At 71.9% G+C, this 24,805-nt stretch carries 23 protein-coding genes and 2 tRNA genes; 4 read left to right on the top strand and 21 right to left on the bottom strand.

Annotated elements, in window-relative coordinates; all coding sequences use genetic code 11:
- The first annotated feature begins 37 nt into the window (after positions 1–37).
- A complete protein-coding gene (locus OG259_RS27620) occupies positions 38–298 on the top strand; it encodes a hypothetical protein (protein ID WP_443052027.1) in 261 nt (86 codons plus the stop codon).
- Positions 299–418: 120 nt separating this feature from the next.
- Here OG259_RS27620 and OG259_RS27615 read toward each other — a convergent pair whose 3' ends face one another.
- From OG259_RS27615 to OG259_RS27570, 10 genes are all read right to left on the bottom strand, one after another.
- The gene (locus OG259_RS27615) at positions 419–1,312 is read right to left on the bottom strand and encodes a YceI family protein (protein ID WP_328944701.1); all 894 of its coding nucleotides are present in this window, start codon (positions 1,310–1,312) and stop codon (positions 419–421) included.
- A gap of 98 nt (positions 1,313–1,410) precedes the next feature.
- Positions 1,411–2,256 (bottom strand): arylamine N-acetyltransferase family protein, encoded by an 846-nt coding sequence (locus OG259_RS27610; RefSeq protein ID WP_328944700.1) that lies wholly within the window; start codon positions 2,254–2,256, stop codon positions 1,411–1,413.
- Positions 2,257–2,294: 38 nt separating this feature from the next.
- Positions 2,295–3,557, bottom strand: coding sequence for an MFS transporter (locus OG259_RS27605; RefSeq protein ID WP_443052026.1), 1,263 nt, complete (start codon positions 3,555–3,557; stop codon positions 2,295–2,297).
- Between the two features lie 5 nt (positions 3,558–3,562).
- Positions 3,563–4,186 carry a winged helix-turn-helix domain-containing protein gene (locus OG259_RS27600; RefSeq protein ID WP_328944698.1) on the bottom strand — a complete coding sequence of 208 codons (624 nt, stop codon included), beginning with the start codon at positions 4,184–4,186 and terminating at the stop codon, positions 3,563–3,565.
- Positions 4,187–4,229: 43 nt separating this feature from the next.
- A complete protein-coding gene (locus OG259_RS27595; RefSeq protein ID WP_328944697.1) occupies positions 4,230–6,773 on the bottom strand; it encodes a ComEC/Rec2 family competence protein in 2,544 nt (847 codons plus the stop codon).
- Positions 6,770–7,813, bottom strand: a complete 1,044-nt coding sequence (locus OG259_RS27590; RefSeq protein ID WP_443052025.1) for a helix-hairpin-helix domain-containing protein — start codon at positions 7,811–7,813, stop codon at positions 6,770–6,772. The genes OG259_RS27595 and OG259_RS27590 overlap by 4 nt, the downstream gene beginning before the upstream one ends.
- A 179-nt stretch (positions 7,814–7,992) precedes the next feature.
- Positions 7,993–8,838, bottom strand: coding sequence for a DegV family protein (locus OG259_RS27585; protein WP_328944695.1), 846 nt, complete (start codon positions 8,836–8,838; stop codon positions 7,993–7,995).
- 122 nt (positions 8,839–8,960) lie between these two features.
- Entirely contained in the window at positions 8,961–9,710 is a 750-nt protein-coding gene (locus OG259_RS27580; RefSeq protein ID WP_328944694.1) for a hypothetical protein, read from the bottom strand.
- Positions 9,711–9,903: 193 nt separating this feature from the next.
- Positions 9,904–12,777 (bottom strand): leucine--tRNA ligase, encoded by a 2,874-nt coding sequence (gene leuS, locus OG259_RS27575; RefSeq protein WP_328944693.1) that lies wholly within the window; start codon positions 12,775–12,777, stop codon positions 9,904–9,906.
- A 331-nt stretch (positions 12,778–13,108) separates the two neighbouring features.
- A tRNA-Ala gene (locus tag OG259_RS27570) sits at positions 13,109–13,181 on the bottom strand.
- A gap of 124 nt (positions 13,182–13,305) precedes the next feature.
- On the opposite strand from OG259_RS27570, the gene OG259_RS27565 reads away from it, so the two are divergent.
- Positions 13,306–14,526: a glycosyltransferase 87 family protein gene (locus OG259_RS27565; RefSeq protein ID WP_328944692.1), complete on the top strand. Its 1,221-nt coding sequence runs from the start codon at positions 13,306–13,308 to the stop codon at positions 14,524–14,526.
- Here the strand turns inward: OG259_RS27565 and OG259_RS27560 are convergent.
- Together OG259_RS27560 and OG259_RS27555 are read right to left on the bottom strand one after the other, a co-directional pair.
- Positions 14,505–14,738 (bottom strand): hypothetical protein, encoded by a 234-nt coding sequence (locus OG259_RS27560; protein WP_328944691.1) that lies wholly within the window; start codon positions 14,736–14,738, stop codon positions 14,505–14,507. The genes OG259_RS27565 and OG259_RS27560 overlap by 22 nt on opposite strands.
- Positions 14,739–14,875: 137 nt before the next feature.
- The gene (locus tag OG259_RS27555) at positions 14,876–16,309 is read right to left on the bottom strand and encodes an MFS transporter (RefSeq protein ID WP_328944690.1); all 1,434 of its coding nucleotides are present in this window, start codon (positions 16,307–16,309) and stop codon (positions 14,876–14,878) included.
- Between the two features lie 101 nt (positions 16,310–16,410).
- Between OG259_RS27555 and OG259_RS27550 the strand changes: the two genes are divergently transcribed.
- Positions 16,411–17,319 carry a helix-turn-helix transcriptional regulator gene (locus OG259_RS27550; RefSeq protein ID WP_328944689.1) on the top strand — a complete coding sequence of 303 codons (909 nt, stop codon included), beginning with the start codon at positions 16,411–16,413 and terminating at the stop codon, positions 17,317–17,319.
- Positions 17,320–17,322: 3 nt separating this feature from the next.
- Here the strand turns inward: OG259_RS27550 and OG259_RS27545 are convergent.
- From OG259_RS27545 to OG259_RS27515, 7 genes are all read right to left on the bottom strand, one after another.
- A tRNA-Ala gene (locus OG259_RS27545) sits at positions 17,323–17,395 on the bottom strand.
- Between the two features lie 95 nt (positions 17,396–17,490).
- On the bottom strand, positions 17,491–18,144 hold the full coding sequence (locus tag OG259_RS27540; protein WP_328947193.1) for a histidine phosphatase family protein: 654 nt from the start codon (positions 18,142–18,144) through the stop codon (positions 17,491–17,493).
- Positions 18,141–18,608, bottom strand: coding sequence for a ribosome silencing factor (gene rsfS, locus OG259_RS27535; RefSeq protein WP_266891812.1), 468 nt, complete (start codon positions 18,606–18,608; stop codon positions 18,141–18,143). Before rsfS ends, OG259_RS27540 begins: the two co-directional genes overlap by 4 nt.
- An 83-nt stretch (positions 18,609–18,691) precedes the next feature.
- Positions 18,692–20,452, bottom strand: coding sequence for an LCP family protein (locus OG259_RS27530; RefSeq protein ID WP_328944688.1), 1,761 nt, complete (start codon positions 20,450–20,452; stop codon positions 18,692–18,694).
- A 19-nt stretch (positions 20,453–20,471) separates the two neighbouring features.
- On the bottom strand, positions 20,472–21,092 hold the full coding sequence (gene nadD, locus OG259_RS27525; protein WP_328944687.1) for a nicotinate-nucleotide adenylyltransferase: 621 nt from the start codon (positions 21,090–21,092) through the stop codon (positions 20,472–20,474).
- A 51-nt stretch (positions 21,093–21,143) separates the two neighbouring features.
- Entirely contained in the window at positions 21,144–21,308 is a 165-nt protein-coding gene (locus OG259_RS27520; protein ID WP_266891817.1) for a hypothetical protein, read from the bottom strand.
- A gap of 83 nt (positions 21,309–21,391) precedes the next feature.
- Positions 21,392–21,664 (bottom strand): hypothetical protein, encoded by a 273-nt coding sequence (locus OG259_RS27515; protein ID WP_328947341.1) that lies wholly within the window; start codon positions 21,662–21,664, stop codon positions 21,392–21,394.
- Between the two features lie 128 nt (positions 21,665–21,792).
- Here OG259_RS27515 and OG259_RS27510 point away from each other — a divergent pair, with 128 nt between their 5' ends.
- Positions 21,793–22,917, top strand: a complete 1,125-nt coding sequence (locus OG259_RS27510) for a M48 family metallopeptidase (protein WP_328944686.1) — start codon at positions 21,793–21,795, stop codon at positions 22,915–22,917.
- A 76-nt stretch (positions 22,918–22,993) separates the two neighbouring features.
- Here the strand turns inward: OG259_RS27510 and OG259_RS27505 are convergent, their stop codons facing one another.
- Both OG259_RS27505 and OG259_RS27500 read right to left on the bottom strand, forming a co-directional pair.
- Positions 22,994–24,079, bottom strand: coding sequence for an SCO2583 family membrane protein (locus OG259_RS27505; RefSeq protein ID WP_328944685.1), 1,086 nt, complete (start codon positions 24,077–24,079; stop codon positions 22,994–22,996).
- Positions 24,080–24,233: 154 nt separating this feature from the next.
- Positions 24,234–24,794, bottom strand: coding sequence for an SCO2584 family spore wall biosynthesis protein (locus OG259_RS27500; protein WP_328944684.1), 561 nt, complete (start codon positions 24,792–24,794; stop codon positions 24,234–24,236).
- Between the last annotated feature and the right edge of the window lie 11 nt (positions 24,795–24,805).

Raw genomic sequence — 24,805 nt, 5'->3', positions numbered from 1 at the left:
GCGGTCCAGCATCCCACGGACCACTGACAGCACGGCGATGCCCGAGAATGACGGGGTGAGTGAACGACACGTACTGGTACTCCCCGACCGCGACGCCGCCGAGGAGGTCGCCGGAGAACTCCCCGACCGTTTCGGCGTCGCCGAGGAACCACAGCTCGTACGGGACTCCCTGGCCGGGGAGGACGACGCCGAGGACGCGCAGTGGCTGGTGGTGGTCGAGGACCCGGACGGCCGGCTCGACCCGGCGGCGCTGGACGACCTGGCCTCCGAGTACGAGGGCTGGCTGGAGGCCCCGTAACCGACAGCGCCGGCCGGCCCCATACGCCATCCGTCGGACCCAGGCAGCGTCCGCCGGCCCCACCCGCCCGGCATCCGTCATCGGCCCCACCCGGCATCCGCCGGCCCCGCACGCCAGGCCTCAGCCCCGCACGGCGGCCTTCGGCACGATCTGAATGTCGAGGTCGATGCTGATGCTCGACCCCACGGCGGCGATCCCCCGGGCGAGCAGCGTCTGCCAGGTGAGGGTGAAGTCCTCCCGGTGCAGCTCGGTGGAGGCCCGGCAGGCGCACCGGGTCTCGCCTTCCAGGCCGCTGCCGAGGCCCAGGTACTGGGTGTCGAGGGTCACCGTGCGGCTCACCCCGTGGAGGGTGAGCGCCCCGGTGACGGCCCACCGGCTGCCGCCCCTGTGCGTGAAGCGCTCGCTGAAGAACTCCAGCGTCGGATACGCCCCGACGTCGAGGAAGTCACCGGACCGCAGATGGTCGTCGCGCATCTGCACCCCGGTGTCGATGGAGGCCGCGTCGATGACGACGTGCATCGCCGAGTCCTCCATGCGGTCACCGATCCGCACCGCCCCGGCGAAGCCGTTGAACCGGCCGTGGATCCGGGCGAGCCCGATGTGCCGGGCCGTGAATCCGATCTGCGAATGCGTCGGGTCGATCTCCCAGTCGCCGGGTTCGGGGAGTTGGGGCTGCGGGGCGATCTGGAGCAGCACGTCGTCGAGGCCCGTGTGGCCGCCCTCGGCGACAACGACCCTGCCGTGGTGCGGTGTGTAGCCCTCGGCGGTGACCGCGAGCCGGTACTCCCCCGCCGGCACGGTCGCGAGCGCCGTGCCGTACGGGTCGGTCTCCCCGGCGAGCACCTTGCGCCCGGCGGCGTCGTTGAGGACGAACTCGGCCTGCCGGACCGGTTCGTGCACGGGGTCGAGCACCCGACAGGTCAGCACCCCCGCCGAGGCGGGGACGGTGAGACCGGCGAGCGGGCCGCCTCGCGCGGCGCCCGCCGCACGCTTCCCGAAGAGACCAACGAACATTCTTCACGCACCCCCGTGCGACTCGTTCACTGTGCAACGAAGTCGCATTCGATCACCGTTGGGGCGTTCGACGCAAACCGGGCAACCAGCAGCAAGCGTTACCGAGGGTTCGAATCGGAAATTCCGCCGCGTACGACCGGCAGCGTGTCGAGCTCGATCCCGAACAGGTCCCGGTAGGCACCCCGCACCTCGTCCTCGCTCCCCAGGGTCCGCTCGTCCCGCTCGCCGCGGGCCCGGGTGATCAGTTTCCGGTCGCTGAGGGTGATCCGGCCCTCCTCGGTGAGCAGGGAGCAGACGAGACTGCGCGGGAAGTGCGAGTCGGGCGAGGTCTGGTGGTACCAGGCGCCCGCCGTGAAGTCCGCGAGCCGGCGCGGCCGCACCTCCAGCCGGTACTGCGGCTTCCCGTCCCGCAGCACGTCCACGTCGCCCTCGGAGGTGTCCACGAGCAGGAAGACGCCGCCCGGGTCCTCCTGGTCCTCGCGGTCCTCGAAGGACAGCGGGAAGTGGCTGTGGTCACCGAAGCCGACGTCGACGAGCCGCCGCTCCCCGTCCGCCGTCTCCACGAGCAGCGCCAGGTGGTCGTACGGGATGCCCGGCTTGCCGTCCGGCCCGAAGACCCGCGCCTGGAGCAGCGATACCCGGTAGCCGAGCCCCCGCAGCAGTACGGCGAACGCGGTGTTGAGCTCGTAACAGAACCCGCCCCTGTGCGCCCCGACCACCTTGTCGAGCAGCGCCTTCTCGTCGAGGACGATGTCCTCGCCGAGATGGATGGAGAGGTTCTCGAAGGGCACGGTCAGCAGGTGTCGCAGCTGCAGGTCGCGCAGGGCTTCGGTGTCCGCGCGGTCCGGCCGCTCGGCGCCGATGCGCCGCAGATAGGCCCGAACGTCCCCCGGCGTGGGGGTGAAGGGCTCGGCGGGAAGGGGGGCGGTCGGTCGCGTAGTCATTCCGCCAGTCTGCCCGGTCGGCCTTCCCCTCCACCCGGCTATCCGACCGGTGCCGACTCCTCTTTCGGAGAGGGCAGTTCCCGCATCCGGGGCAGCGGCGAGGGCAACACCCACAGCACGGCGAAGACGGCCCCGACGGTGGCGATCCACAGCGTCGGGCGCAGCCCGATCACGGTGCCGAGGAAGCCGCCGGCAAGCGCGCCGAGCGGGCGGAACCCGTGGTTGAGCGTCCGGAAGGCGCCCATGACCCTGGCCCGTACGGCGTCGGGTATCAGCGCCATCTGGAGCGATCCCGCGGCGATGTCGACGATCATGACGCCGACGCAGGAGAGGAACTCCGCGACGAACAGCACGAACACCACGAGCGGAAGAGGACCGCCGGCCAGGGGTATCAGGACCAGAGGCAGGGTGAATCCGAGGAAGCCGGCGACGAGCGAGCCTCCGATGCCGATCCGCCGGACGACCGCCCCGCTGCAGACCGCCCCGAGGAGACCGCCCACGGCCCCCGCCCCGAGCACCAGGCCGAGCAGACCGGCGCCGATGCCGAGTTCGGTGGTCGCGTAGATCACGAAGAGGGTGTGGAACATGTAGTTGAAGAACTGCACGGTGCCGGAGGCGGCGAACAGCGCGCGCATCGAACGCTCCCGGACCACCCAGCGCAGCCCCTCGGTGAAGTGCCCCTTGGCCACCGGGGCCGGCGGGGGTTCGACCGGCTTGATCCGGGCCAGGTACCCGGCCGACACCAGATAGGTCAGGGCGTCCGCGACCAGCGCGAAGGGCGCGGTGAGGAACTGCACGAGGAGCCCGCCGACCCCGGGCCCCGCCAGCCAGGCCGTCGAACGGCTGCCGTTGACCAGGGAGTTCGCCTGCACATAGCGCTCGGTGGGTACGAGCGCCACGAAGAGCGTGGTGTTGCAGACCTCGAAGAGCACGGTGAGCGCGCCGAGCCCGAAGGCCACCACGTACAGCTGGGTGAGCGTCAGCATGTCGAGCAGATGGGCCACGGGAAGGGTCAGGACCAGCGCCGCCCGCCCGATGTCGGCCGCGATCATCGCGCGTCTGCGGCTGGTCTGCCGGTCGGCCCAGGCTCCGAAGGGCAGGTTGAGCAGGAGCGCGGGCAGGAGTTCGGCGGCCTTGAGCCAGCCCATCGCCGCGGCGTCGGCGCCCAGGACCAGGACGGCGGCGAGCGGGATCGCCATGAGCGATATCTGGTCCCCGGCGAGCGAGATGGTCTGCCCGGTCCAGTAGCGACGGAAGGTCCGCTCGCGCAGCAGTGCCGGTACGCGTTCCATCAGGGCCATCTCGGTCACTCCTCTTCGCTCTCGGGGATCTCCTGGTCGAGGTGGGCGATCAGGAGGACGCTGACGGGGCGTGCGCCCTCCGGCCGCAGGGACGGGTCGGACCCGCGTGCCTCGTAGGGCCGGAGCAGCTCGTCGAACCGCGCCCCGAGGCCGGCCAGCTCCTCGGGGGTGAGGTGGAGCAGGGAATCGCCGAACTGCTCCGCCTCCCGCCACTCCTTCGGCAACGTGTGCCGGTTCCCCATCGCCCGGGTGACCCGCTCGAAGTACCGCTCTGCGATCGCGATGCTCAGCGCGTCGGCCGCCTCCGCGACGGCCGCGTCCTCGCTGTGATCGGGCCACTCCGTGTACCGGGCCGTGGCTCGCCAGGGCTTCTCCCGCCCCCGGCCGCCCGGCGCCTCCTCCACGAGCCCGTACTTGGCCAGTATCCGCAGGTGGTAGGAGCAGCTGGCCACGGATTCACCGGTCAGCTCGGCGGCCCTGGTGGCGGTGAAGGGCCCGCTGCTGCGCAGCAGTCCCACCAGGGACATCCGCAGGGGGTGGGCGTAGGCCCGCAGGGCTCGCGGGTCGGTGAGTCGGATACTGCGGGGCTGCTCGCCCTCGGGCTGCGGATCACTCGTCTCCTCCGGCATGATGAAAAGGTATCTTTAGAAAGATTTCTTTACAAGGATTTCTCTACTTCGGCGGGTCACCTCCCCTCGGTACGGCCACGAGCCCGGGTCCCGCCCCCACGACCGCGATCGCCCCGTCCCGATCCGTCCGCAGCACTCGCGCCCCACCGGCCCGCAACGACTCCACCGTCCGGGGCGACGGATGCCCGTACGGGTTGTCGCGCCCCGTCGACACCAGCGCGAGCCTCGGCCGTACGGCCCGTAGCAGCCCCGGGTCCTGGTGCGCGGAGCCGTGGTGGGCCACCTTGAGCACGTCCACCGGCGCGAGAGTGGGATGGGCCCGCAGCAACGCCCGCTGGGCCGGCGGTTCAAGATCCCCGAGAAGCAGCAGAGTCAGCCCACCCGCGGCTCGGACGAGCAGCGTGACACTGGCATCGTTCGCCCCGCCCGAAGCCTCCCCGGAGCCGGCCGTCGGCCAGAGCACGCTCCACTCCAGCGCCCCGGCCCTCCGCCGCTCCCCCGGCCCCGCACGGATCAACGGCACACGCGCCGCCGCCGCCGTCCGCCGTACGAACGCCGCCTGGGCCGGCGGCTCCTCAAGCCCCGTCGTCTGGATCGCCCCCACCGACCGGCCCCGCAGCACCCCCGGCAAGCCGGCCACATGGTCCGCGTGGAAATGCGTCAGCACCAGCAACGGCACTCTCCGCACCCCGAGTTCACGCAGACAGCGATCGACCGGTACGGGGTCGGGACCGGCGTCCACCACGACGGCCGCATCCCCACCCGCCGCGAGGACCGTCGCGTCCCCCTGCCCCACCTGACACATCGCGAACACCCAGCCCGGCGGAGGCCACCCGGTGACCCACCGGGTCAACGGCACCGGCCGCACCACCACCAGCAGAAGCAGAACGGCGACGAGCAGGGTGGCCGGCCCCCGGTACGGCAGCTTGCGCGCCCCGAACACCACCAGAGCGGTCACCAGCGCGAGAGCGAGCCCGCCCCACCATCCGCCGGGCCAGGTCAGCTCCGCCCCCGGCAGGCCCGCGCCCGTCCGGGCCACCCGTGCGATCCACCCCGCCGGCCAACCCGCCACCCAGGCCAAACCCTCCGCCGCCGGAGTCCAGACCGCCGCCACGGCGAGGGCGGCGAAGCCGAACACCGTCGCGGGCGCCACCGCGAGCTCGGCGAACAGGTTCGCCGGGATCGCGACCAGGCTCACCCGGGCGGCGAAGACCACCACCACCGGAGCGCACACCGCCTGCGCGGCCAGGGACGCCGCCAACGCCTCCGCAAGGCGGCCCGGCACCCCGCGCCGCCGCAGCGCCTCGCTCCATCGCGGGGCCACCGTCAGCAGGGCCCCGGTGGCGAGCACCGAGAGCAGGAAGCCGTAACTGCGCGCGAGCCAGGGATCGTAGAGCACCAGGACGAGCACGGCGGCGGCCAGCGCGGGGATCAGCGACCTCCGCCGCCCGGTGCCGATGGCGAGCAGGACGACCAGTCCGCAGGCCGCGGCGCGCAGCACGCTGGGGTCGGGCCGGCAGACGACCACGAAGGCGAGCGTCAGCGCTCCCCCGGCCACCGAGGTGACCCGCAGCGACATCCCCAGCCGGGGAGCGAGCCCGCCGCGCTCCACCTGATGCGCCCGCCCGGGACGGCCGACCAGCAGAAGCAGGACGATGGACAAGTTGCTTCCCGAGACCGCCAGCAAGTGCGTGAGATCGGTCGCCTCGAAGGCGTCCCGCAGATCGGGCCCGACCCGCGAGGTGTCCCCGACGACCAGGCCGGGCAACAGGGCCCGCGCGTCCGGTTCGAGGCCGTCGGTCGCCCGCCGCAGACCGGCACGCAGCTCCCCCGCCGTCCGCTGCAACGCGCTCGGTGGGCCGATGATCCGAGGCGGTCCCGCCCCGCTCACCTTGAGCACCGCCGCGAAGGGATCACCGGGATGTGAGGGCGGCGCCACCCGGGCACCGACCTTCAGCCGGGTGGAGGGCAGGAGCCGCAGCCACTCCGTCCGCTCCTCCCCCGGCGCCACGATCACCAGCACCGGCGCCCGGGTCCGGTGGACCGTCCCGTCCGGCCCCTCGACCCGGGTCACCTCGCCGTCCAGGACCACGGAGACCGGCACCGACTCGCTGCCCCGCACATGGGGACGGGTGAGCCGAGGATCGGAGGTCACCGTCACCTCCAGCTGCGCCCGTGCGTACTCCCGTGCCAGGGCGGGTACGGGCCCGCGCCGCAGATCCGCCGTGTGCAGCCCCGCAGAGGCGGCCCCAGTGGCGGCACACAGCAGGACCCCGGCGTACGCGGTCGCCCGTAACCGCCACCCCGGCGTGCCCCGCGGCCCCCGCCCGTCGTCCGCGGCGAGCCGCTCACCCGGCCGGGCGGCCCCGCCGAGCCACCGAGCCGCCACCGGCGTCAACAGGAGAGCGGCTCCCAGCAGACAGACCACGACCCCGGCCACCGTCCACCACCCGGCGACCCCCACCGCACAGGCCGCCGCCACCCAGGCCGCCACCGCGAGCGGAACGAGCCGAAGATCGACGGGCCCCTCCTCCTGTGCGGCCTTCCGGCCCGCCGGCTCCTCGGCCACCGCACCGCCGCGGTTCACGGCCGCACCAGCCGTTCGAGTTCGGCGAACCTGCGCTCACCGATGCCGTTGACCTCCCGCAGCTCCCCGACCGACCGGAACCCTCCGCGCTCCGCGCGATGGTCGACGATGTGCCGGGCAAGGACAGGGCCGACACCCGGGAGCGTGTCGAGCTGCTCGACCGTGGCCGTGTTGAGGCTCAACGGCACCCCCTGCCCGCCACCACCCGGGCCGCTCCCGGAACCCGGCCCCGAGCCGGAACCCGAGCCGCCGGCCGGCGTCCCCGGCAGGCCGACGAGAACCTGCTCACCGTCGAACAGGACACGGGCCCGGTTGAGTCCGGTGAGATCGGCGTCCGGCTTCGCCCCACCCGCGGCGCGCAGGGCGTCCGCCACACGCGAGCCCGCGGGCAGGGTCAGCACCCCGGGCCTGCGCACCTTGCCCCCGACGTCGACGATCACCCGCGCCCCGCCCGCCGCGGGCCCCGGCCCTGATGGCGCCCCGGGCCCGGCCCGCGTGGCGGGTGCGACGGGTAAGGCCGCAGCAGGGGCCGCGCGAACGAGCTCCGGGGCACGCACCGGCTCCGGCCGCCCCGTCCAGAAGTAACCGCCCGCGAGACCCGCGGCCACGATCAGGATCACGGTCAGCGCGGCCAGCGTCCTCGGTTCGAGCCCGCACCGCGTCTGCACCCACATCGGGGTCCGCTCACGCAGCACCGCCCGCAGCCGCTCCCGCGCCGCCCCGGGCGGAGAGCCGCGTTCCTGTGCCCCGGCCGGTGATCCACGCTCCTCCGCTTCCGGGTCCGCGGCCGCCTCCGCCTCCGCCTGCGCCTGCGCGGCCGCCGGGAACAGGGCGTCCCCCCGCCGCCGTACGACGGCCTCGGGAGCCGCGCCGACCCGCCTCACCCGGGTCCGCCTCCTGGCCCGCCCCGGAACCGCGCCGCGCGCTCCGGGGCGGCCCCGCCCGTCGGAGCCCGGCGCCCTGCCGGGACCGCTGGTCGGAGCGCCCGCCGTGCTCGAAACGCCGGGGGTGGTCGATGCGATGCGTGTACGAAGAGTCATGCAAGTGACGGTAGGAATCACCGTCGTGCTGTGCGGAGATCACCCACGTTCCGTGGACAGCGCCCCCACTGTGGACAACTCCGTCACTCCCACGAGGGACGGCGCCGATGTGGAGGGCCCGGCGACGGAGGGCCCCGCGACCGAAGGCCCGGCGACGGAGGGCCCGGCGGCAGCCGGACTCAGCGTGGCGACACGACGACCGCGAGGAGCCCGGGCCCCGTGTGCGCGCCGATTACCGCTCCCACCTCGCTGACGTGCAGCTCCACCATGCCCGGCACCCGCTCCCTGAGCCGGTCCGCGAGGGCGGCTGCCCGCTCGGGCGCGGAGAGGTGGTGGACTGCGATGTCGACGGCGCCGGACCCGGCGCGCTCCACGGCGATCTCCTCCAGCCGGGCGATGGCCTTCGAAGCCGTCCGCACCTTCTCCCGCAGCTCGATCCGCCCGCCGTCGAGTTCGAGGAGAGGCTTGACCGCGAGCGCGGAGCCGAGCAGAGCCTGCGCCGCCCCGATACGCCCACCGCGGCGCAGATAGTCCAGGGTGTCGACGTAGAAGTAGGCGGAGGTCCCCGCGGCGCGCTTCTCGGCGGCCGCGACGGCTTCGTCGAGTGATCCGCCGGCCTCGGCGACCTGGGCCGCGGCGAGCGCGCAGAAGCCCACCGCCATGCCCATCATGCGGGTGTCCACCACGCGCACGGGAACGGGGGCGTCCTTCGCGGCCAGCACGGCCGCGTCGTAGGTCCCGGAGACCTCGGCGGACAGATGGAGGGAGACGATGCCCTGCGCCCCGGCCTCGGCGGCCTCGCGGTAGGCCTCGGCGAAGATCTCGGGGCTCGGCCGCGAGGTGGTGACAGCCCGCTTCTTCTGCAAGGCCTCGACGAGCGCCCTGGCTGAGACCTCGGTGCCCTCCTCAAGGGCGCGGTCGCCGATGACGACGGTCAGCGGGACCGTGGTGACGGCGTGCCGCTCCCTCGTCTGGCGTGACAGGTAGGCCGTGGAATCGGTGACGATCGCGACATGCCGGGACATGAGCGGGAGGTTACCCGCCGAGACCGGCACACGGCAGCCCGGCCCCCACCGTGAACGCGCGAACACCCCCGCGCGCCCGTCCGGGCTCGGCTCCCGGCAGGGCCTACCGGTCCGCCGTTCTGTCAGGTGGTGGTCTCCGGGCGAGCCGACTTCTCCCAGGGGTAGGCGGTCCGCCGGGGGTCGGGGGCCGTGATCGCGGACGGCTCACCGCCGGTACCCGGACCCGCGTGCCCGGCGCCCGCTCGCCGACCCGTGGTCCCGGAAACGGCACCCGGCGCCGTGGTCCCGGTCGTCGCCCCCGGCACGGTCCCGGACGCGGTCTCCGGATCCGTCCAGTGCCGCAGCGCACCCGCCTCGACGTCGATCTGGGCGCTGAGCGCCGACAGGTCGTCCTCGGCGAACTTCAGGGCCCGGTCCCGGGCGGCGTGGCGCAGGGCGTCGGCCGAGCCGGTGATCCGCTCGGTCCGCGCCGTGAGTTCGGGGAGCTGCCCGGCGACCCATGCCCGGTCGGGCTCCCGCTCGAGACGCTTGAGATCTCCGTCCAGTTCGAGCCCGTGCGCGCTGAGCCGGTGGAACAGGTCGAGCGACTCCTTCAGCGAGGCGTCCTCGCCGACCCCGGCCTGCAGCGCCTCCTGGGTGGCCCGCATCGAGGTGCGCAGCGAGAGCCGCAGTCGGGCCAGCTCGCCCGCGGCACCGGCCTGGCCGAAGCTCTTGGCCCGCAGCGTGGTGTCCTCGACCGTGCGCCGGGCCTGGTCCAGGGTGCGGTCCACCCCGCGCTTGGCGGCCTTGACCGCCTTCACCGTGACGAAGACTCCCAGCGCCACGAAAGACAAGAAGAGCAGCGCCATGATCGTGATAATCGCGGCTTCCATGTGCGCCCCTCCGGCGTCCGTCCGGTCCCCACGGATGTGGTTCCTCCACGGTAAACGGAACGGGCAGGCCAGGGGTTCCATCTGAACCCCCAACCTGCCCGTAGGGGAAACCCCCTATGTGTCCTTGGACGGGCATGTGCGCCGGTCGGCGCACATGCCCGTCCAAGGGCCGCGCCACCCGGCGCGCGTGCCGTCAGGCGACGATGTTGACCAGCTTCGGCGCCCGGACGATCACCTTGCGGATCTCCGCGCCGCCCAGCGCCGCGACCACGTGCGGGTCGGCCAGCGCCAGCGTCTCGAGGTCCGCGTCGGTGATCGACGGAGAGACCTCCAGGCGGGCCTTGACCTTGCCCTTGATCTGCACGACACACGTCACGGTCTCGTCGACGACGTACGCCGGGTCGGCGACCGGGAAGCCCTGGTGGACGACCGACTCGCGGTGGCCCAGCTTGCGCCACAGCTCCTCGGAGATGTGCGGGGCCAGCGGGGCGACCAGCAGCACCAGCTGCTCGGCGACCGGCCGGGAGAGCGCACCGCCGGACTTCGTCAGGTGGTTGTTCAGCTCGGTGATCTTGGCGATGGCGGTGTTGAAGCGCATCGCGACCATGTCCTGACCGACACCGTCGATCGCCTTGTGCAGGGCACGCAGCGTGTCCTCGTCGGGCGCGGTGTCGACGACGGTGACCTCACCGGTCGACTCGTCGACGATGTTGCGCCACAGTCGCTGCAGCAGCCGGTACTGGCCGATCACCGCGCGCGTGTCCCAGGGACGGGAGACGTCCAGCGGGCCCATCGCCATCTCGTACAGGCGCAGGGTGTCGGCACCGTACTCGGAGCAGATCTCGTCCGGCGTCACGGCGTTCTTGAGGGACTTGCCCATCTTGCCCAGGACGCGGCTGACCTTCTCGCCCTCGTACCAGAAGCCGCCGTCCCGCTCCTCGACCTCGGCCGCCGGCACGGCGATCCCGCGCGCGTCCCGGTAGACGAAGGCCTGGATCATGCCCTGGTTGTACAGCTTGTGGAACGGCTCGGCCGAGGAGATGTGGCCCAGGTCGAACAGCATCTTGGACCAGAAGCGCGCGTACAGCAGGTGCAGCACGGCGTGCTCGGCGCCGCCGACGTACAGGTCGACGCCACCGGTGGGCATGCCCTCGCGGGGGCCCATCCAGTACTGCTCGACGGCCGGGTCGACCAGCTTCTCGGAGTTGTGCGGGTCCAGGTAGCGCAGCTCGTACCAGCAGGAACCGGCCCAGTTGGGCATGGTGTTGGTCTCGCGGCGGTAGCGGCGCGGACCGGCGCCGTCACCCAGGTCCAGGGTGACGTGGACCCAGTCCTCGTTCCGGGACAGCGGGGTCTCCGGCTGGGTGTCCGCGTCGTTCGGGTCGAAGGTGCGCGGCGAGTAGTCCTCGACCTCCGGCAGCTCCAGCGGCAGCATCGACTCGGGCAGCGAGTGGGCGACACCGTCCTCGTCGTAGACGATCGGGAAGGGCTCGCCCCAGTACCGCTGGCGGCTGAACAGCCAGTCGCGCAGCCGGAAGTTGACGGTGCCCTCGCCGATGCCGTGGTCGGCCAGCCAGGCGGTGATCTTGGCCTTGGCGTCGACGACGCCCAGGCCGTCCAGGGCGATGTCCTCGTTCGAGGAGTTGACCAGCTTGGCCTCGTACGAGGAGAAGGCCTCGTCCCAGGTCGACGGGTCGGTGCCGCGGTCGTCGCTCGGCTCCACGACGCAGCGCATCGGCAGCTCGAAGGCGCGCGCGAAGGCGAAGTCGCGGCTGTCGTGCGCGGGGACGGCCATGATGGCGCCGGTGCCGTAGCCCATCAGGACGTAGTCGGCGATGAAGACCGGGACCTGCTCGCCGCTGACCGGGTTGGTCGCGTACGCGCCGGTGAAGACGCCGGTCTTCTCCTTGGCGTCGGCCTGCCGCTCGACGTCGGACTTGGAGGCGGCCTGCTTGCGGTAGGCGTCGACGGCCTCGGACGGGGTGGCGTGTCCGCCGGTCCACACGTCGTGGGTGCCCTCGGGCCAGGTGGCCGGAACGATCTTCTCGACCAGGTCGTGCTCGGGCGCCAGGACCATGTAGGTGGCGCCGAACAGGGTGTCCTGGCGGGTGGTGAAGACGGTGATCGCACCGGTGTCGCCGACCTGGAAGTCGACGCGGGCGCCCTCGGAGCGGCCGATCCAGTTCCGCTGCTGCAGCTTGATGGCCTCGGGCCAGTCCAGCGCGTCCAGGTCGTCCAGCAGGCGGTCCGCGTAGGCGGTGATCCGCATGTTCCACTGGCGCAGCTTGGACTTGAAGACGGGGAAGTTGCCGCGCTCGGAGCGGCCGTCGGCGGTGACCTCCTCGTTGGCCAGGACCGTGCCCAGGCCGGGGCACCAGTTGACGGGCGCGTCGGAGGCGTACGCCAGGCGGTACTCACCCAGGACGTCGGAGCGCTCGGCGGCGCTCAGCTCGCTCCACGCGCGCGTGGTGCCGGGAACCTCACGCGTGCCGTTCTCGAACTGCTCGATCAGCTCGGCGATCGGACGGGCCTTGGCGGCCTCGTCGTCGTACCAGGAGTTGAAGATCTGCAGGAAGATCCACTGGGTCCACTTGTAGTACTCGGGGTCGATCGTGGCGAACGACCGGCGCTTGTCGTGGCCCAGACCCAGCCGGCGCAGCTGGACCTTCATGTTCTCCATGTTGGCCTCGGTGGACACGCGCGGGTGCGTGCCCGTCTGCACGGCGTACTGCTCGGCCGGCAGGCCGAAGGCGTCGAAGCCCAGGGTGTGCAGCACGTTGTGGCCGGTCATGCGCGCGTGGCGGGCGAAGACGTCCGTGGCGATGTAGCCGAGCGGGTGGCCGACGTGCAGGCCCGCACCCGAGGGGTACGGGAACATGTCCATGATGAACTTCTTGGGCCGGGCGGCGACCGCGGGGTCGCCCGCCAGGTCACCGGTGGGGTTCGGGGCCTCGTACGTGCCCTCGGCGTCCCAGAAGTCCTGCCAGCGTGCCTCGATGTCGGCGGCCATGGCCGCCGTGTAGCGATGCGGGGCCGCCGTCTCGGCGGCCGTATTGATCTCGGTCATGGTCCTTGAAGCTCCATCGATCGTCTCTGCCCACTGCCACGGACTGCCGTGAAATGAAAAATCCCCTCGCACAGGAGGGGACGCCGCGCCGACTCCGACAGATGTCTGTCATCCGTCGGGACTGATCAGCGCGGCTCGGTAAGCAGAAGGCGTACGGCACGCATGGCGTCAGGGTACCGCAGGGCCCGAGCGGGCCGCACCGACGTTTCGCGGAGCGGAGCGGAACCGAGCGGAAGGGAAGGGAGGGAAGGGAGCAGGGTGAGGCCTCGGCGGCCGGGAGCCGAACACGAAGAAGCGGGCCACCCGATCCGGGTGGCCCGCTTCTTTTCTGTGGAGCTAAGGAGAATTGAACTCCTGACCTCCTGCATGCCATGCAGGCGCTCTACCAACTGAGCTATAGCCCCTTGCTTTCTTCCGTCTCCGTTTCGGTTTCCCTCGCGGCGACAGACAGAACATTAACCGGCTCCCCGGCAGATCTCCAAATCGATTCTCCGAGCCCCCCTGACCTGCCGGGTAGGGTCGCCGACTGTGTCCGTCTCCGTGCTCTCCAAGACCCGCGCCCGGCCCTGGCCCCTGGCCACCGCCGCGGCGATCTGCCTGCTCTCCTTCGCGGCCTTCTGGGTGGCGCAACGCCTCGCCCACGTGAACATGCTCGACGTGATGGTCTACCGGGCGGAGGGCGAGACGGTCCGGGCCGGCGGGGACCTGTACGCGATGCGCGCCACCTCCGCGAACCTCGGCATGACCTACCCGCCGTTCGCGGCGCTGCTGTTCGTCCCGCTGACCCTGGTGAGCGTGCCGCTGATGCGGACGCTCACCACCGCGGGGAACCTGCTCCTGGTGGTGGCACTGGTCCAGCTGTCGATCCAGCTGGTCCGCCCGTCGCTGTCCCGTACGGACCTGTGGCGTACGACACTGTGGGTCGCCGCGGTCGTGGTCTGGTGCGAACCGGTCTGGACGACCCTGCGGTACGGCCAGATCAACCTGCTCATAGCGGTGGCGGTGCTCTGGGACCTCACCCGGCGCCAGGGCAGCCGTTGGGCCGGTCTGGGCATCGGCCTGGCGACCGCGGTGAAGCTCACACCGGGGCTCTTCGTGGTCCTGCTGCTCGTCGTGGGCGTGCTGCTGTGGCGCCGTGACCGGACCTGGAACACCTGGCTGCGTACCGCGGTGACGGCGACCGGGGTGTTCCTCGGGACGACGCTGGCCGTCGCGCTCGTCCTGCCGGCGGACTCGAAGCGGTTCTGGACGGAGACGCTGTTCGAGACCGGCCGGGTGGGCTTCGCGGAGGAGACCGCCAACCAGTCGATCCGCGGGGTCCTGGCCCGGATGATGCACACCGACGACCCGGGGATGTGGTGGGCGGTGACCGCGGCCGTCCTGGGCGGAGTGGCGATGGTGCTCGCGGTGCGGGCCGCGCTGCGCGGCGACAAGGCGGTGGCGGTGGTCGTCTGCGCGTTCACGGCGCTGATGATCAGCCCGATCTCCTGGTCCCACCACTGGGTCTGGTGTGTGCCGCTGCTGATCCTGCTCGCGGACCGTGCCACGCACGTGTGGCCGGTGACGGGGGCGGTGGGCCTGGCGTTCGCGTCGTTCGCCCTGTGGTGGGTTCCGCACGACCCGGGCCGGCCCGAACTGGACCAGAACGTGGGTCAGATGGTGCTGTCCGCCGTCTATCCGCTGACGACGACGGCGCTGCTCGTGGGGTACGTGCTGACGCTGCGGCGTCAGGCCGTGGCGAAGGAGTAGAACCGCTTGAGGGTGCAGTGCTCGTCGAGGAGCCGGCCGTAGATCGGCTCCCCCTCCAGCTCGCGGTACGTCTCGATGGGGTCGCCTTTTATGATCAGCGCCCGTGCGCACTCCTCGCACCAGTACTGGAACCCTGAGTTGACGGGGTCCATGTCGCGCACGATGGGCGTGCCGCTGCCGCACCAGTCGCACTTCCGCCTGTGTGCACCCATCAGTCAGCTCCAGCTGTGGCCGCAGGCCGTGCACCCATAGGACACCCCGCCGTTGTCGCCGAGCACTTGGGCCACCCTCCCGTCCGGATCCTCGTCCCCCTCCGGCCGTCCGATTCTGCCATGGCCTCGCAAGAGGGTCAGCGTGCTCGGCGCCACGGTCCGGCCACCGCGCCGACAGCGGCGGCGACAGCCAGGGCGATCATGGTCGCCCACAGTGCGTCGGCGGAGTTCCGCGCCCCGGATCCGGCCGTCGCACCGAGGAAAAGGGTCCCGAACGCGGCGACCCCGATGAGCTGACCGAGCTGGGTGACGGTCGCGAGCAGTCCGCTCGCGTCGGCCGCGTCCTCCGGTCGTACGGTGGCCAGCGCGCCGGTCAGGGCCGGGCTGAAGGCCAGCGAGACACCCGCGCCGAACGCGCCCAGGGCCGGATAGAGGCCCCAGCCGCCCGTGCCGCCGTCCGCGAGCAGCCCGCCGACGGCGAGGGCTCCCGCGGCGGCCAGCAGGAAGCCGCCCGGGACCAGCGCGCGGTGCAGCCTGGCCGGCCAGCGCCGCCAGGTCAGCCCGATGGCGCCGAAGACGACGGCGGCGGGACCGAAGGTGAGTCCGGCGCGCAGGGCGCTGTGTCCCAGCCCGCCCTGCAGATGCAGGGTGAGGGTGAACAGGAAGCCGGCGTTGACTCCCATCGAGACGGTGATCCAGAGGACGGCCCGCCCCATGCCGGGGAGCCGCAGCACGCGCGGGGCGATGAGCGGGGCGCCGCCGCGCCGGGCGAGCCGCGACTCGTACGCGCCGAAGAGGGCGAGGAGGACCAGGGAGGCGCCGAGCGAGAGCCAGGACCACAGCGGCCAGTCCTGCTCCTGGCCGAGGACCAGGGGGACGGTCAGCAGGGACACGGCGGCGGCGAGCAGGACGAGACCCGGCAGATCGAGGGCACGCGCCCGCGTGGGTGCCGTCCGGGTGTCGCGGGGCAGGACCCGGGCGCCGAGGACGAGCAGCGCGATGCCGATCGGCACGTTGACGAGGAAGACGGGGCGCCAGCCGGTGCCGAAGAGGTCGGCGCTCACCAGGACACCGCCGACCACCTGTCCCGCGGCGGCGCCGGTGGCCAGGACCGCGGAGTAGGCACTGAGGGCCCGGACCCGGCGCTCGCCGGTGAAGTTGCGCTGGATGAGGCTCAGCACCTGAGGGATCATCAGGGCCGACCCCACGCCCTGCGCGAACCGGAAGGCGATCAACTGCCCCGTGTCGGCGGCGAGTCCGCAGGCGAGGGAGGCCACGGTGAAGAGGGCGAGGCCGCCGAGGTACATCCGGCGGTGCCCGACGAGGTCGCCGAGGCGCGCGCCGGTGATCAGCAACACCGCGTAGGCGATGGTGTATCCGGCGACGACGAGCTGGAGCGCGGCTCCGGAGGCGGAGAGCTCGGCACGGATCGTGGGGGCGGCGACGTTGACGATGAAGACGTCGAGGAGCGCCATGAACTGGGCGGCGAGAACCACTCCGAGCAGCAGTCCGGGGCGGTTGTCGGTGCCACCGTCTTTACTGAGTACGGGACGTGTTGCGGTCGAGGTCATGCGTCGAGCGTGACCTCGATCGGATACGGGTAACGAGAGCCCGCTGATGCTGGTACTGACACCACCTGGCAGCGGCGGCACGGGGACTCGACCATGGGGGTGTGACGATCGTGGCAGCAGTACCGACACAGCGACGCCGACGGCCGGAGCTGGCCGCGTTCCTGCGCAGCCGCCGGGCCAGGGTGACACCGGAGGACGTGGGGATGCCCCCGGGACTCCGCCGCCGCACGCCGGGGCTGCGCCGTGAGGAGGTCGCCCAGCTCTCCGGGGTCGGCGTCACCTGGTACACCTGGCTGGAGCAGGGGCGCCCGATCAACGCCTCGGCGCAGGTGCTCGACGCGGTCGCCAGGACGCTCCGGCTCGACCGACCCGAGCGCGAGCACCTCTACCACCTGGCCGAGGTGCCGTACGCGCCGGAGAGATCGGGTTCGGACGTGGCGGTGGTCAGCCCGGAGATCCAGGGCATCCTCGACGCCCTGGACCCGCACCCGGCGGTGCTCTACAACGCGCGGTACGACGTGCTCGCGACCAACGCCATGTACGAGCTGCTCTTCTTCCAGGAGGGCCGGAACGACCTGGACACCGGCCCGTTCGGCATACGCAACGTGCTGTGGGCGCTGTTCAGCGACACCGGACCCACCTGCCCGGTGGTCGACCGGAAGCGGGAGCTGCCGCTGATGGTGGCCCAGCTGCGGGGCGCGTACGGACGCCATGTCGGCGAGCCGGCCTGGGAGGAGTACGTACGGGCCCTCGCGGAGGCCAGCCCGGAGTTCGCCCGGCTCTGGCGCAGCGGCGACGTGGTCCCGCCGGGGACGCGGGTGAAGACCTTCCGTCACGCGCTGACCGGCGAGCTCCGGTTGTCCTCGGTCTCCCTCTCGGTGAACGGGATGCCGGAGTGCCGGATCGTGGCCTACACGCCGAACGACGAGGAGAGCCGCCACGGGCTCACGTCCCTGCGAAAGGTGACGGAACGACGAATCCCGCCCCCTGCTGGGGACGGGATCCGGTGATTGTGGAGCTAAGGAGAATTGAACTCCTGACCTCCTGCATGCCATGCAGGCGCTCTACCAACTGAGCTATAGCCCCTCGTGTTCTTCGCGCTCTGCGCTGCGAACAAGAAGAACTTTAGCCTGTGACCTGCCGGAAAGTGAAATCCGGGTCCGGCAGGCCGGTCGCGGGGCTCAGTCGTCGTCGCCGAGGACCGGCTCGGGCAGCGTGCCCGCGTTGTGCTCCATCAGACGCCAGCCTCGGGCACCCTCGCCGAGGACGGACCAGCAGCAGTTCGAGAGGCCGCCCAGGCTCTCCCAGTGCTGGGACTCCAGGCCGAGGAGCCGGCCGATCGTGGTGCGGATCGTGCCGCCGTGGCTGACCACGACGAGCGTGCCGTCCTCGGGCAGCTTGTCGGCGTGCTCCAGAACCACCGGGGCGGCCCGGTCGGCCACCTCGGTCTCCAGCTCGCCACCGCCCCGGCGCACGGGCTCGCCGCGCTTCCAGGCGGCGTACTGCTCGCCGTACCGCCCCACGATCTCGTCGTGGGTCAGCCCCTGCCACTCCCCCGCGTACGTCTCGCGCAGCGCGGAGTCGTGGTCGACGGTGTGACCGGTGAGCGCGGCCAGCTCGGCGGCGGTGGCCGCCGCCCGCTTCAGGTCCGAGGCGACGATGGCGTCCGGCTTGAGCGCGGCAAGCAGCCGGGCGGCCCGGCGCGCCTGGGCGACACCGGCCTCCGTCAGCTCGATGTCGGTCGAACCCTGGAAGCGGCGCTCCAGGTTCCATGAGGTCTGGCCGTGGCGCCAGAGGACGATGCGGCGGCCGATGCCGCCCTTGGTGGTGCTCAGCTCAGCTCACCGTCCGGTCCGTCGGGCAGCCCGGCGGCGTGCTCGGAGAGGTCGACACCGGTCAGCTCGGCGTGCTCGGCACCCTTGCCGCGGGTCTTCACCGCGTCTTCGGGGAGCGCGAGCTCGGGGCAGTCCTTCCACAGGCGCTCGAGCGCGTAGAAGACGCGCTCCTCGCTGTGCTGGACGTGGACGACGATGTCGACGTAGTCCAGGAGGATCCAGCGGGCGTCGCGGTCGCCCTCACGGCGGACCGGCTTGGCGCCGAGGTCCTTGTTGAGGCGCTCCTCGATCTCGTCGACGATCGACTTGACCTGGCGGTCGTTGGGCGCGGAGGCGAGCAGGAAGGCGTCGGTGATCGACAGCACATCGCTGACGTCGTACGCGATGATGTCGTGCGCGAGCCGGTCGGCGGCCGCCTGAGCGGCGGCGTTGACGAGTTCGATGGAGCGGTCCGTGGCGGTCACATGCAGGCTTTCGTCGGCGGTCCAGTACCCCTCCAGGGTCTCACGGACCGCCGACGGCCCCGCCAACGTTTTCCGGAGCGCCGTTACCGGGCCCTCGGCACCTTGTAGTCCTGGCCCAGGATCACGGTGACCGCGGCCGCTCCCGAGGTCTTGCCCTTGGTGACCGAGCCGGCCGGCAGACCCAGGGTCTCGGCCACCTCGGCCGCCGTCGCCTTCTGGGCGTCGTCACCGTAGACGACCTGCGACTTCTCCTGGGTGTCCGCCTCGGTGCCACCCACGAACGAGTAGCCGCCGTTGATCAGGACGACCCTGGCCGCCTCGGTCGCCTTCTTGCCGGAACCGTCCCGCAGCGAGACCCGGGTCACGTCGCCCGCCTCGGGCGCGGTGACCTTTCCGCCCAGGATGTCCTTCACCACACTGTCGCTCGCGCCCTCGGTCAGCGCGCCGTCCTGTCCCACCGGGAGCAGGGCCGTCTTGTAGTCGCCGACCTTGGCGTGCTCGGCGAGCTTGGCGAGGGAGGCACCGAGGTCCTTCTCGGAGAGCGAGGGGTCGAAGATCTGGGTGAGGCTCTCGACGGTCATCGTGGCGGACTCGGGGTTGTCCGAGATCTTCCGCAGTACGGCGTACATGACCTGGCCGAAGCGCTGGAGCTGCTTGGTCTCGGCCTCGCCGGGTGCCCGGTAGGTCGCGTAGGCGACGGCGGCGCGGCCGTTCAGGGACTGCTTCTCGCCCTTCCTGACCAGCGGATCGGCGCCCTTCTTCGTGTCGGGCACCTCCGTGTCGGTGTCCATCTCGATCCCGCTGACGAGGTCGACGAGGGTGTCCAGGTACGGAGTGTCCAGGCGCCAGGTGCCGGTGATCGGGGCGCCGAGGAGGTTGCCGATCGCCTCGCGGGTGCCGCTGGAGCCGTCGTCCTCGACCGACTTGCCGAGGGTGGTCGCGGCGCCCTCGCCGTCGGCGACGACGACGGAGTTGGGCAGCAGGACCGTCGTGCCCTGGCGGGTGGTGCTGTTGTTCACGAGCAGGGCGGTGGAGGTTCCGCCGCCCGTGGTGTTGTGGAGGTGTACGACGATCGTGTCGCGCTTCTGCGGACCGGTCGCGGTGTTCTCCTTCCGCTCCCCGTCCGACGACCCGGGGAGCATTCCCGCGGACCAGAGGTAGCCGACGCCGCCCACGGCGGCGAGGACGAGGACGACGACGAGCGCGATGATCCGGACGCGGCCCCGGCGCCTGGCCTCCTCGCGCCGCTCCGAGCGGCTCTCGGTGAACTTCAGCCAGTCGATGACGTCTTCGGAGTCCTCGTCCGGCTCCTCGATGAACGAGAACTGCTCGGTGCGGTACTCACGGTCGTCGTCGTCAGCTCCGGCCCGCCGGGCCGGAGCGGGCCGCTCGGGCGCGGGGCGCTGACCGGGAACGCCGGGCGGGGCCGCGACGGGCGCGGCCGACGGGGCCTGCACAGGGGTCTGCGCGGGGGCAGGGGCCTGCGCGGCGGACGGGTCCGCCTGGACGGACCACTGCTGTCCCGTGTCGTAGGAGGGGTAGGCGTAGCCCTGCTGCCCGTACGGGTCGTACTGCGGCTCCTGGGGCTGCTGAGGTGCCTGAGGCTGCTGGTGAGCCGGTGGCTGCTGCGCCTGGTACTGCTGCTGGGCGTAAGGGTCGTAGCCGTACCCCTGCTGCGGCTGCGACTGCTGGGACTGCTGCTGACCGCCGTACGGGTCGTAGTGCTGTCCCTGAGCCTGCTGGGACGCCTGTGGCTGCTGGTACACCGGCTGCCCGTACTCGTCGTAGCCGATGATCTGCGGCTGCGGATAGTACGGGTCGTACGGATGCTGCTGATCGTTCACCGGTGCCCCTCCCCGAAGCTCACTCGCCGCGGTACAACTGGCGCTTGTCGATGTAGCGCACCACGCCGTCCGGGACCAGGTACCAGACGGGATCGCCCTGTGCGACCCTCGCCCGGCAGTCGGTGGAGGAGATGGCGAGCGCGGGCACCTCGACGAGCGAGACGCCGCCCTTGGGCAGCCCGTCGTCGGTGAGGTCGTGGCCCGGCCGGGTGACGCCGATGAAGTGCGCGAGCGAGAAGAGTTCCTCGGCGTCGCGCCAGGTGAGGATCTGCGACAGCGCGTCGGCCCCGGTGATGAAGAAGAGGTCCGAGTCGCTGTTGAGGGAGCGCAGGTCCCGCAGGGTGTCGATGGTGTACGTCGCACCGCCGCGGTCGATGTCGATCCGGCTGACCGAGAACTGCGGGTTGGACGCCGTCGCGATGACCGTCATCAGATAACGGTCCTCGGCCGCCGACACGGTCGTGTCGCTCTTCTGCCACGGCTGCCCGGTCGGTACGAACACGACCTCGTCCAGGTGGAACAGGGCGGCGACCTCGCTGGCCGCCACCAGGTGTCCGTGGTGGATCGGGTCGAAGGTCCCGCCCATCACCCCGAGTCGGCGCTTCCCGCGCCCGCCAGTAGGCATTTCCTGCTCTCCCATGCGTGCAGAGCCTACTGGCACGGCAGCGGACGCCTGATCAGGGGCGGTGGTTCAGCGGTCGCGGTTGAAGCGGGTGGTGATCCACAGCAGCAGAAGCAGGGCGCCGAAGGCGCCGAAGCCGGTGAGGTAGGGGCTGAGGCTTTCGTGGTTGCCGCCGCCGTGCTCGGAGCCCTCGGCGAGGGAAACCAGGTTGGCGGCGGTGCTGTGGAGGCTCATCTTCGACAGACCTATCGATCGGGGATGGGAGCGGAGACTTCGCGCACATCGTATGCGGGCGGTCCGGGCAGGCTCACGCCGACTCAGGCGTTGGCGTCACGGTCCGTGGTGACGTCCGTGGTGACATCCGTGTCGGTGTCCGTGCCGGCGTCCGTGCCGCGGCGGGCCGCGTCGCCGGTGCCGCCGCCGGTGCTGTCGTCCCCGGTGTCGTCGGAGCGATAGCCGCGGAGCAGGAACCAGGCGAGCAGGGCGCCGCCCACCATCGAGACGAGCAGCACGATGCGGAGCGTGTCGCCCGGTCCCTCCTGCGCGGCGGCGGCGAGCAGGGCGGCAGCGGTGTCGACGGTGTCCGGCATGTCGGTCGTGCTCCTCGGTCGTCCTTGGTGCCCGAGTTATCCACAGGCCCCGGCACACCGTAGCGCCAACGCCTACGCTGGGGTTCGTCAGGGGGACGAGCACCGACTCGTACGAACAGGGGGCATCCATGACCGAGAACGACCAGGGGAACGTGCCGAGCAGGCAGCGGAAGCGGTTCCCCGGTATCTCCTCGCGGGCCTACGAGCATCCGGCCGACCGCTCGGCGCTGGTGGCGCTGCGCAAGCTCAGCGGCTTCGACACGGTCTTCAAGGCGCTCAGCGGACTTCTGCCGGAGCGCAGCCTGCGACTCCTCTTCCTCTCGGACTCCGTCCGGGTGAGCGACGCGCAGTTCAGCCATCTCAACGACATGCTGCGGGACGCCTGTTACATCCTGGACCTGGAGAAGGTCCCGCCGATGTACGTGACGCAGGACCCGAAGCCCAACGCGATGTGCATCGGCCTGGACGAGCCGATCATCGTCGTCACCACCGGCCTGGTGGAGCTCCTCGACGAGGAGGAGATGCGGGCGGTCGTCGGCCACGAGGTCGGACACGCCCTCTCCGGACACTCCGTGTACCGCACGGTCCTGCTCTTCCTCACCAGCCTCGCGCTCAAGATCGCCTGGATTCCGCTGGGGAACGTCGCGATCATGGCGATCGTCACGGCGCTGCGCGAGTGGTTCCGCAAGTCGGAGCTCTCCGCCGACCGGGCCGGGCTCCTCGTCGGCCAGGACGTGCAGGCCTCGATGCGCGGTCTGATGAAGGTCGCCGGCGGCAACCACCTCCACGAGATGAACGTGGACGCGTTCCTCGCCCAGGCCGACGAGTACGAGAAGGCCGGGGACCTGCGGGACTCGGTCCTCAAGATCCTCAACGTACTGCCGCGTACGCACCCCTTCACCACCGTCCGGGCGGCGGAGCTGAAGAAGTGGTCGGAGAACCGCGACTTCCAGCGGATCATGGACGGCCACTACCCGAAGCGCTCGGAGGACAAGGACGCCTCGGTCACGGACTCCTTCCGCGAGTCGGCGGGGCACTACGCCGACACCGTGCGGACCAGCAAGGATCCGCTGATGAAGCTGGTCGGCGACATAGCCGGGGGCGCCGGCGACCTGGCGGGCGACCTGGGCGGGAAGCTGCGCAACGCCTTCGGCGGCGGCCAGGCCCCGAGGAAGCCGGACGCCGAAGGGACCGCCGGGGACGGCGGGAGCGGCCCGGACGACGACACCGGCGGCGCTCGGAGCGAGGGCTGAGCGGAACCGGCCGGGCGGAACCGTCGGTGCGAGGGCTGAGCGGAACCGGCCGGGCGGAACCGGACCGGCGGAACCGTCAGAGCGAGGGCTGAGCGCTCGGCGCCAGCGCACCGCACAACGAGGGGGCGGCGGGCCGGCCCGTGGCGTACGGGTCGGTGACCACCGGTCCGCCGTCCGCTTCGGGGGCCCGCGCTCCGGCCAGGAGCGGCTTCAGGGAGCCCGTGGTGTCCGCGCCGCACGCCTGCGGGCCCGCCTCCACGGTGCTCGTCACCAGCTCGGCCCGGTGCATGCGCAGGTCCTCGCGGTCGAAGCGGAAGTGCACCTCGCGGTGGACGGTGAAGAGGGATGCCTGCCCGACCGGTCCCGCGCCTTGGGCGGCCGGGCGGAGGGCGTAGGTGTACGTGTGGTCCGCGGTGACGTCCAGTGTGTCGGGGCTGGTCTCCTCGTAGCGGAGGGTGCCCTGGACGCGGGCCGAGGGGTCCGCGAGGACGGCCTGCCGCGGGTCGAAGCGGACGAGCCAGCCGGCGAGGGCGTGCCGGCCGTCGTCGGCCGGTGCCTCCATGCTCCGGTCGAACTGTTCCAGCTGGTCGGGGTCGAGCAGCAGGCGCGCGGGCCGCACGGTCACCCCGGACAGGACGTCGGGCTCCAGGGAGGAGGCCACCAGATAGTCCTTGGCGATGCTGAGGGCGGTGACGACCTGGCTCTCGGCGAAGTGGGTGGTGCGTCCGGCGACGGGCAGATTGATGCCGGCGGCCCCGGTGCGGTACTCGGCGACCGGGCTGTGGTCGAAGAGCCGGTCGGGCACACCGCCGACGACGGGGCCCTGCGGGGCGAGCGGGACCACGGTGGTCCGCAGGGGTTCGGCCCGCTGGTCGACCGGGGGCTGGTACGGGTTGCGGACGCCGAGATAGATGGCGGTGCCGAAGGCCAGGAGGATCAGCAGGACGAGCAGGATGGCCTGGCGGGAGCCGCTGCGGCCCTCCCAGGAGGACGGGCGGCTGCGGACGGCCTGGGAGTGCTCGCCCATCCGTTCCTGGGCCGAGAACTCCTGGAGATGGGCAGCGCGGACGAACGCCTCGTCGAAGACGACGGATCGGTATTCGTCCTCACCGCCGGGGAGGCCCTCGGGCGTCCCCTCAGGCGGGTCGCCACGCCCTGCCATACCTTCAGGGTAGGTCCGCGAGGGCTTCGGTAAACGCCGAGGTCCACGACAAGTTCGGAAGAATTCCGCCGTCAGGGTGTGCGGGGGCGGCCAGGGAGCCGAACGGCTCGGCCACTCGGAGGACGCGGACCGCTTCCGACGCGGACGCGGACGGCTACTCGGGGGACGCGGAGCGTGCCGCGGGGGCGTGGGCGGCGGGCGGCGCCGGGTTCGGGTTGGGCGTGTCCACGCCGGTCGTGGCCGGCGGGGGGACCTGGTCCTGGCGGTTGGCGGCCGCGCCCCGGTAGACGGCGCTGAAGGCCAGGGCGACCATGCCGACCCCCATGACGAGGGCGAGGAGCCAGGCGACGGGCCGGTGCCAGCGGGCGCTGCCCCGGTAGGGGCGCAGGGCGCCGCCGTGGCGGCCGTAGGGGCTGGCGTCGTCGCCGACGTCGTCCGGCTCGTAGGTGAGGCCGGAGGGGTCGTGGAAGTCCTCGTAGAGGTCGTCGTCGGCCGATCCGCCCCCGGCTCGGGCGCGGGCCGCCTCGGCCTCGGCACGGGCCTGGGCGGCGGCGAGGAGCCGCTCGACCGCGGTCGGCTCGTGAATGGTCGCGGCCCGTACGAAGTCCTCGTCGAACACCACGTCGGCGTAGACCTCGTCGGCGCCTCCGCGGTCGACAGAGTCCTCAGGGTCCCCGCCGTTCTGGAACGGCGTGCCCCCCACGTCGTCCGGCACGGGTTCAGAGT

It is taken from the genome of Streptomyces sp. NBC_00250 (assembly GCF_036192275.1).
In the GTDB taxonomy this organism is placed as follows: Bacteria; Actinomycetota; Actinomycetes; order Streptomycetales; family Streptomycetaceae; genus Streptomyces.
The sequence above is the reverse complement of the archived record's forward strand: the minus strand, read 5'-3'. Positions and strand labels throughout refer to the sequence as shown.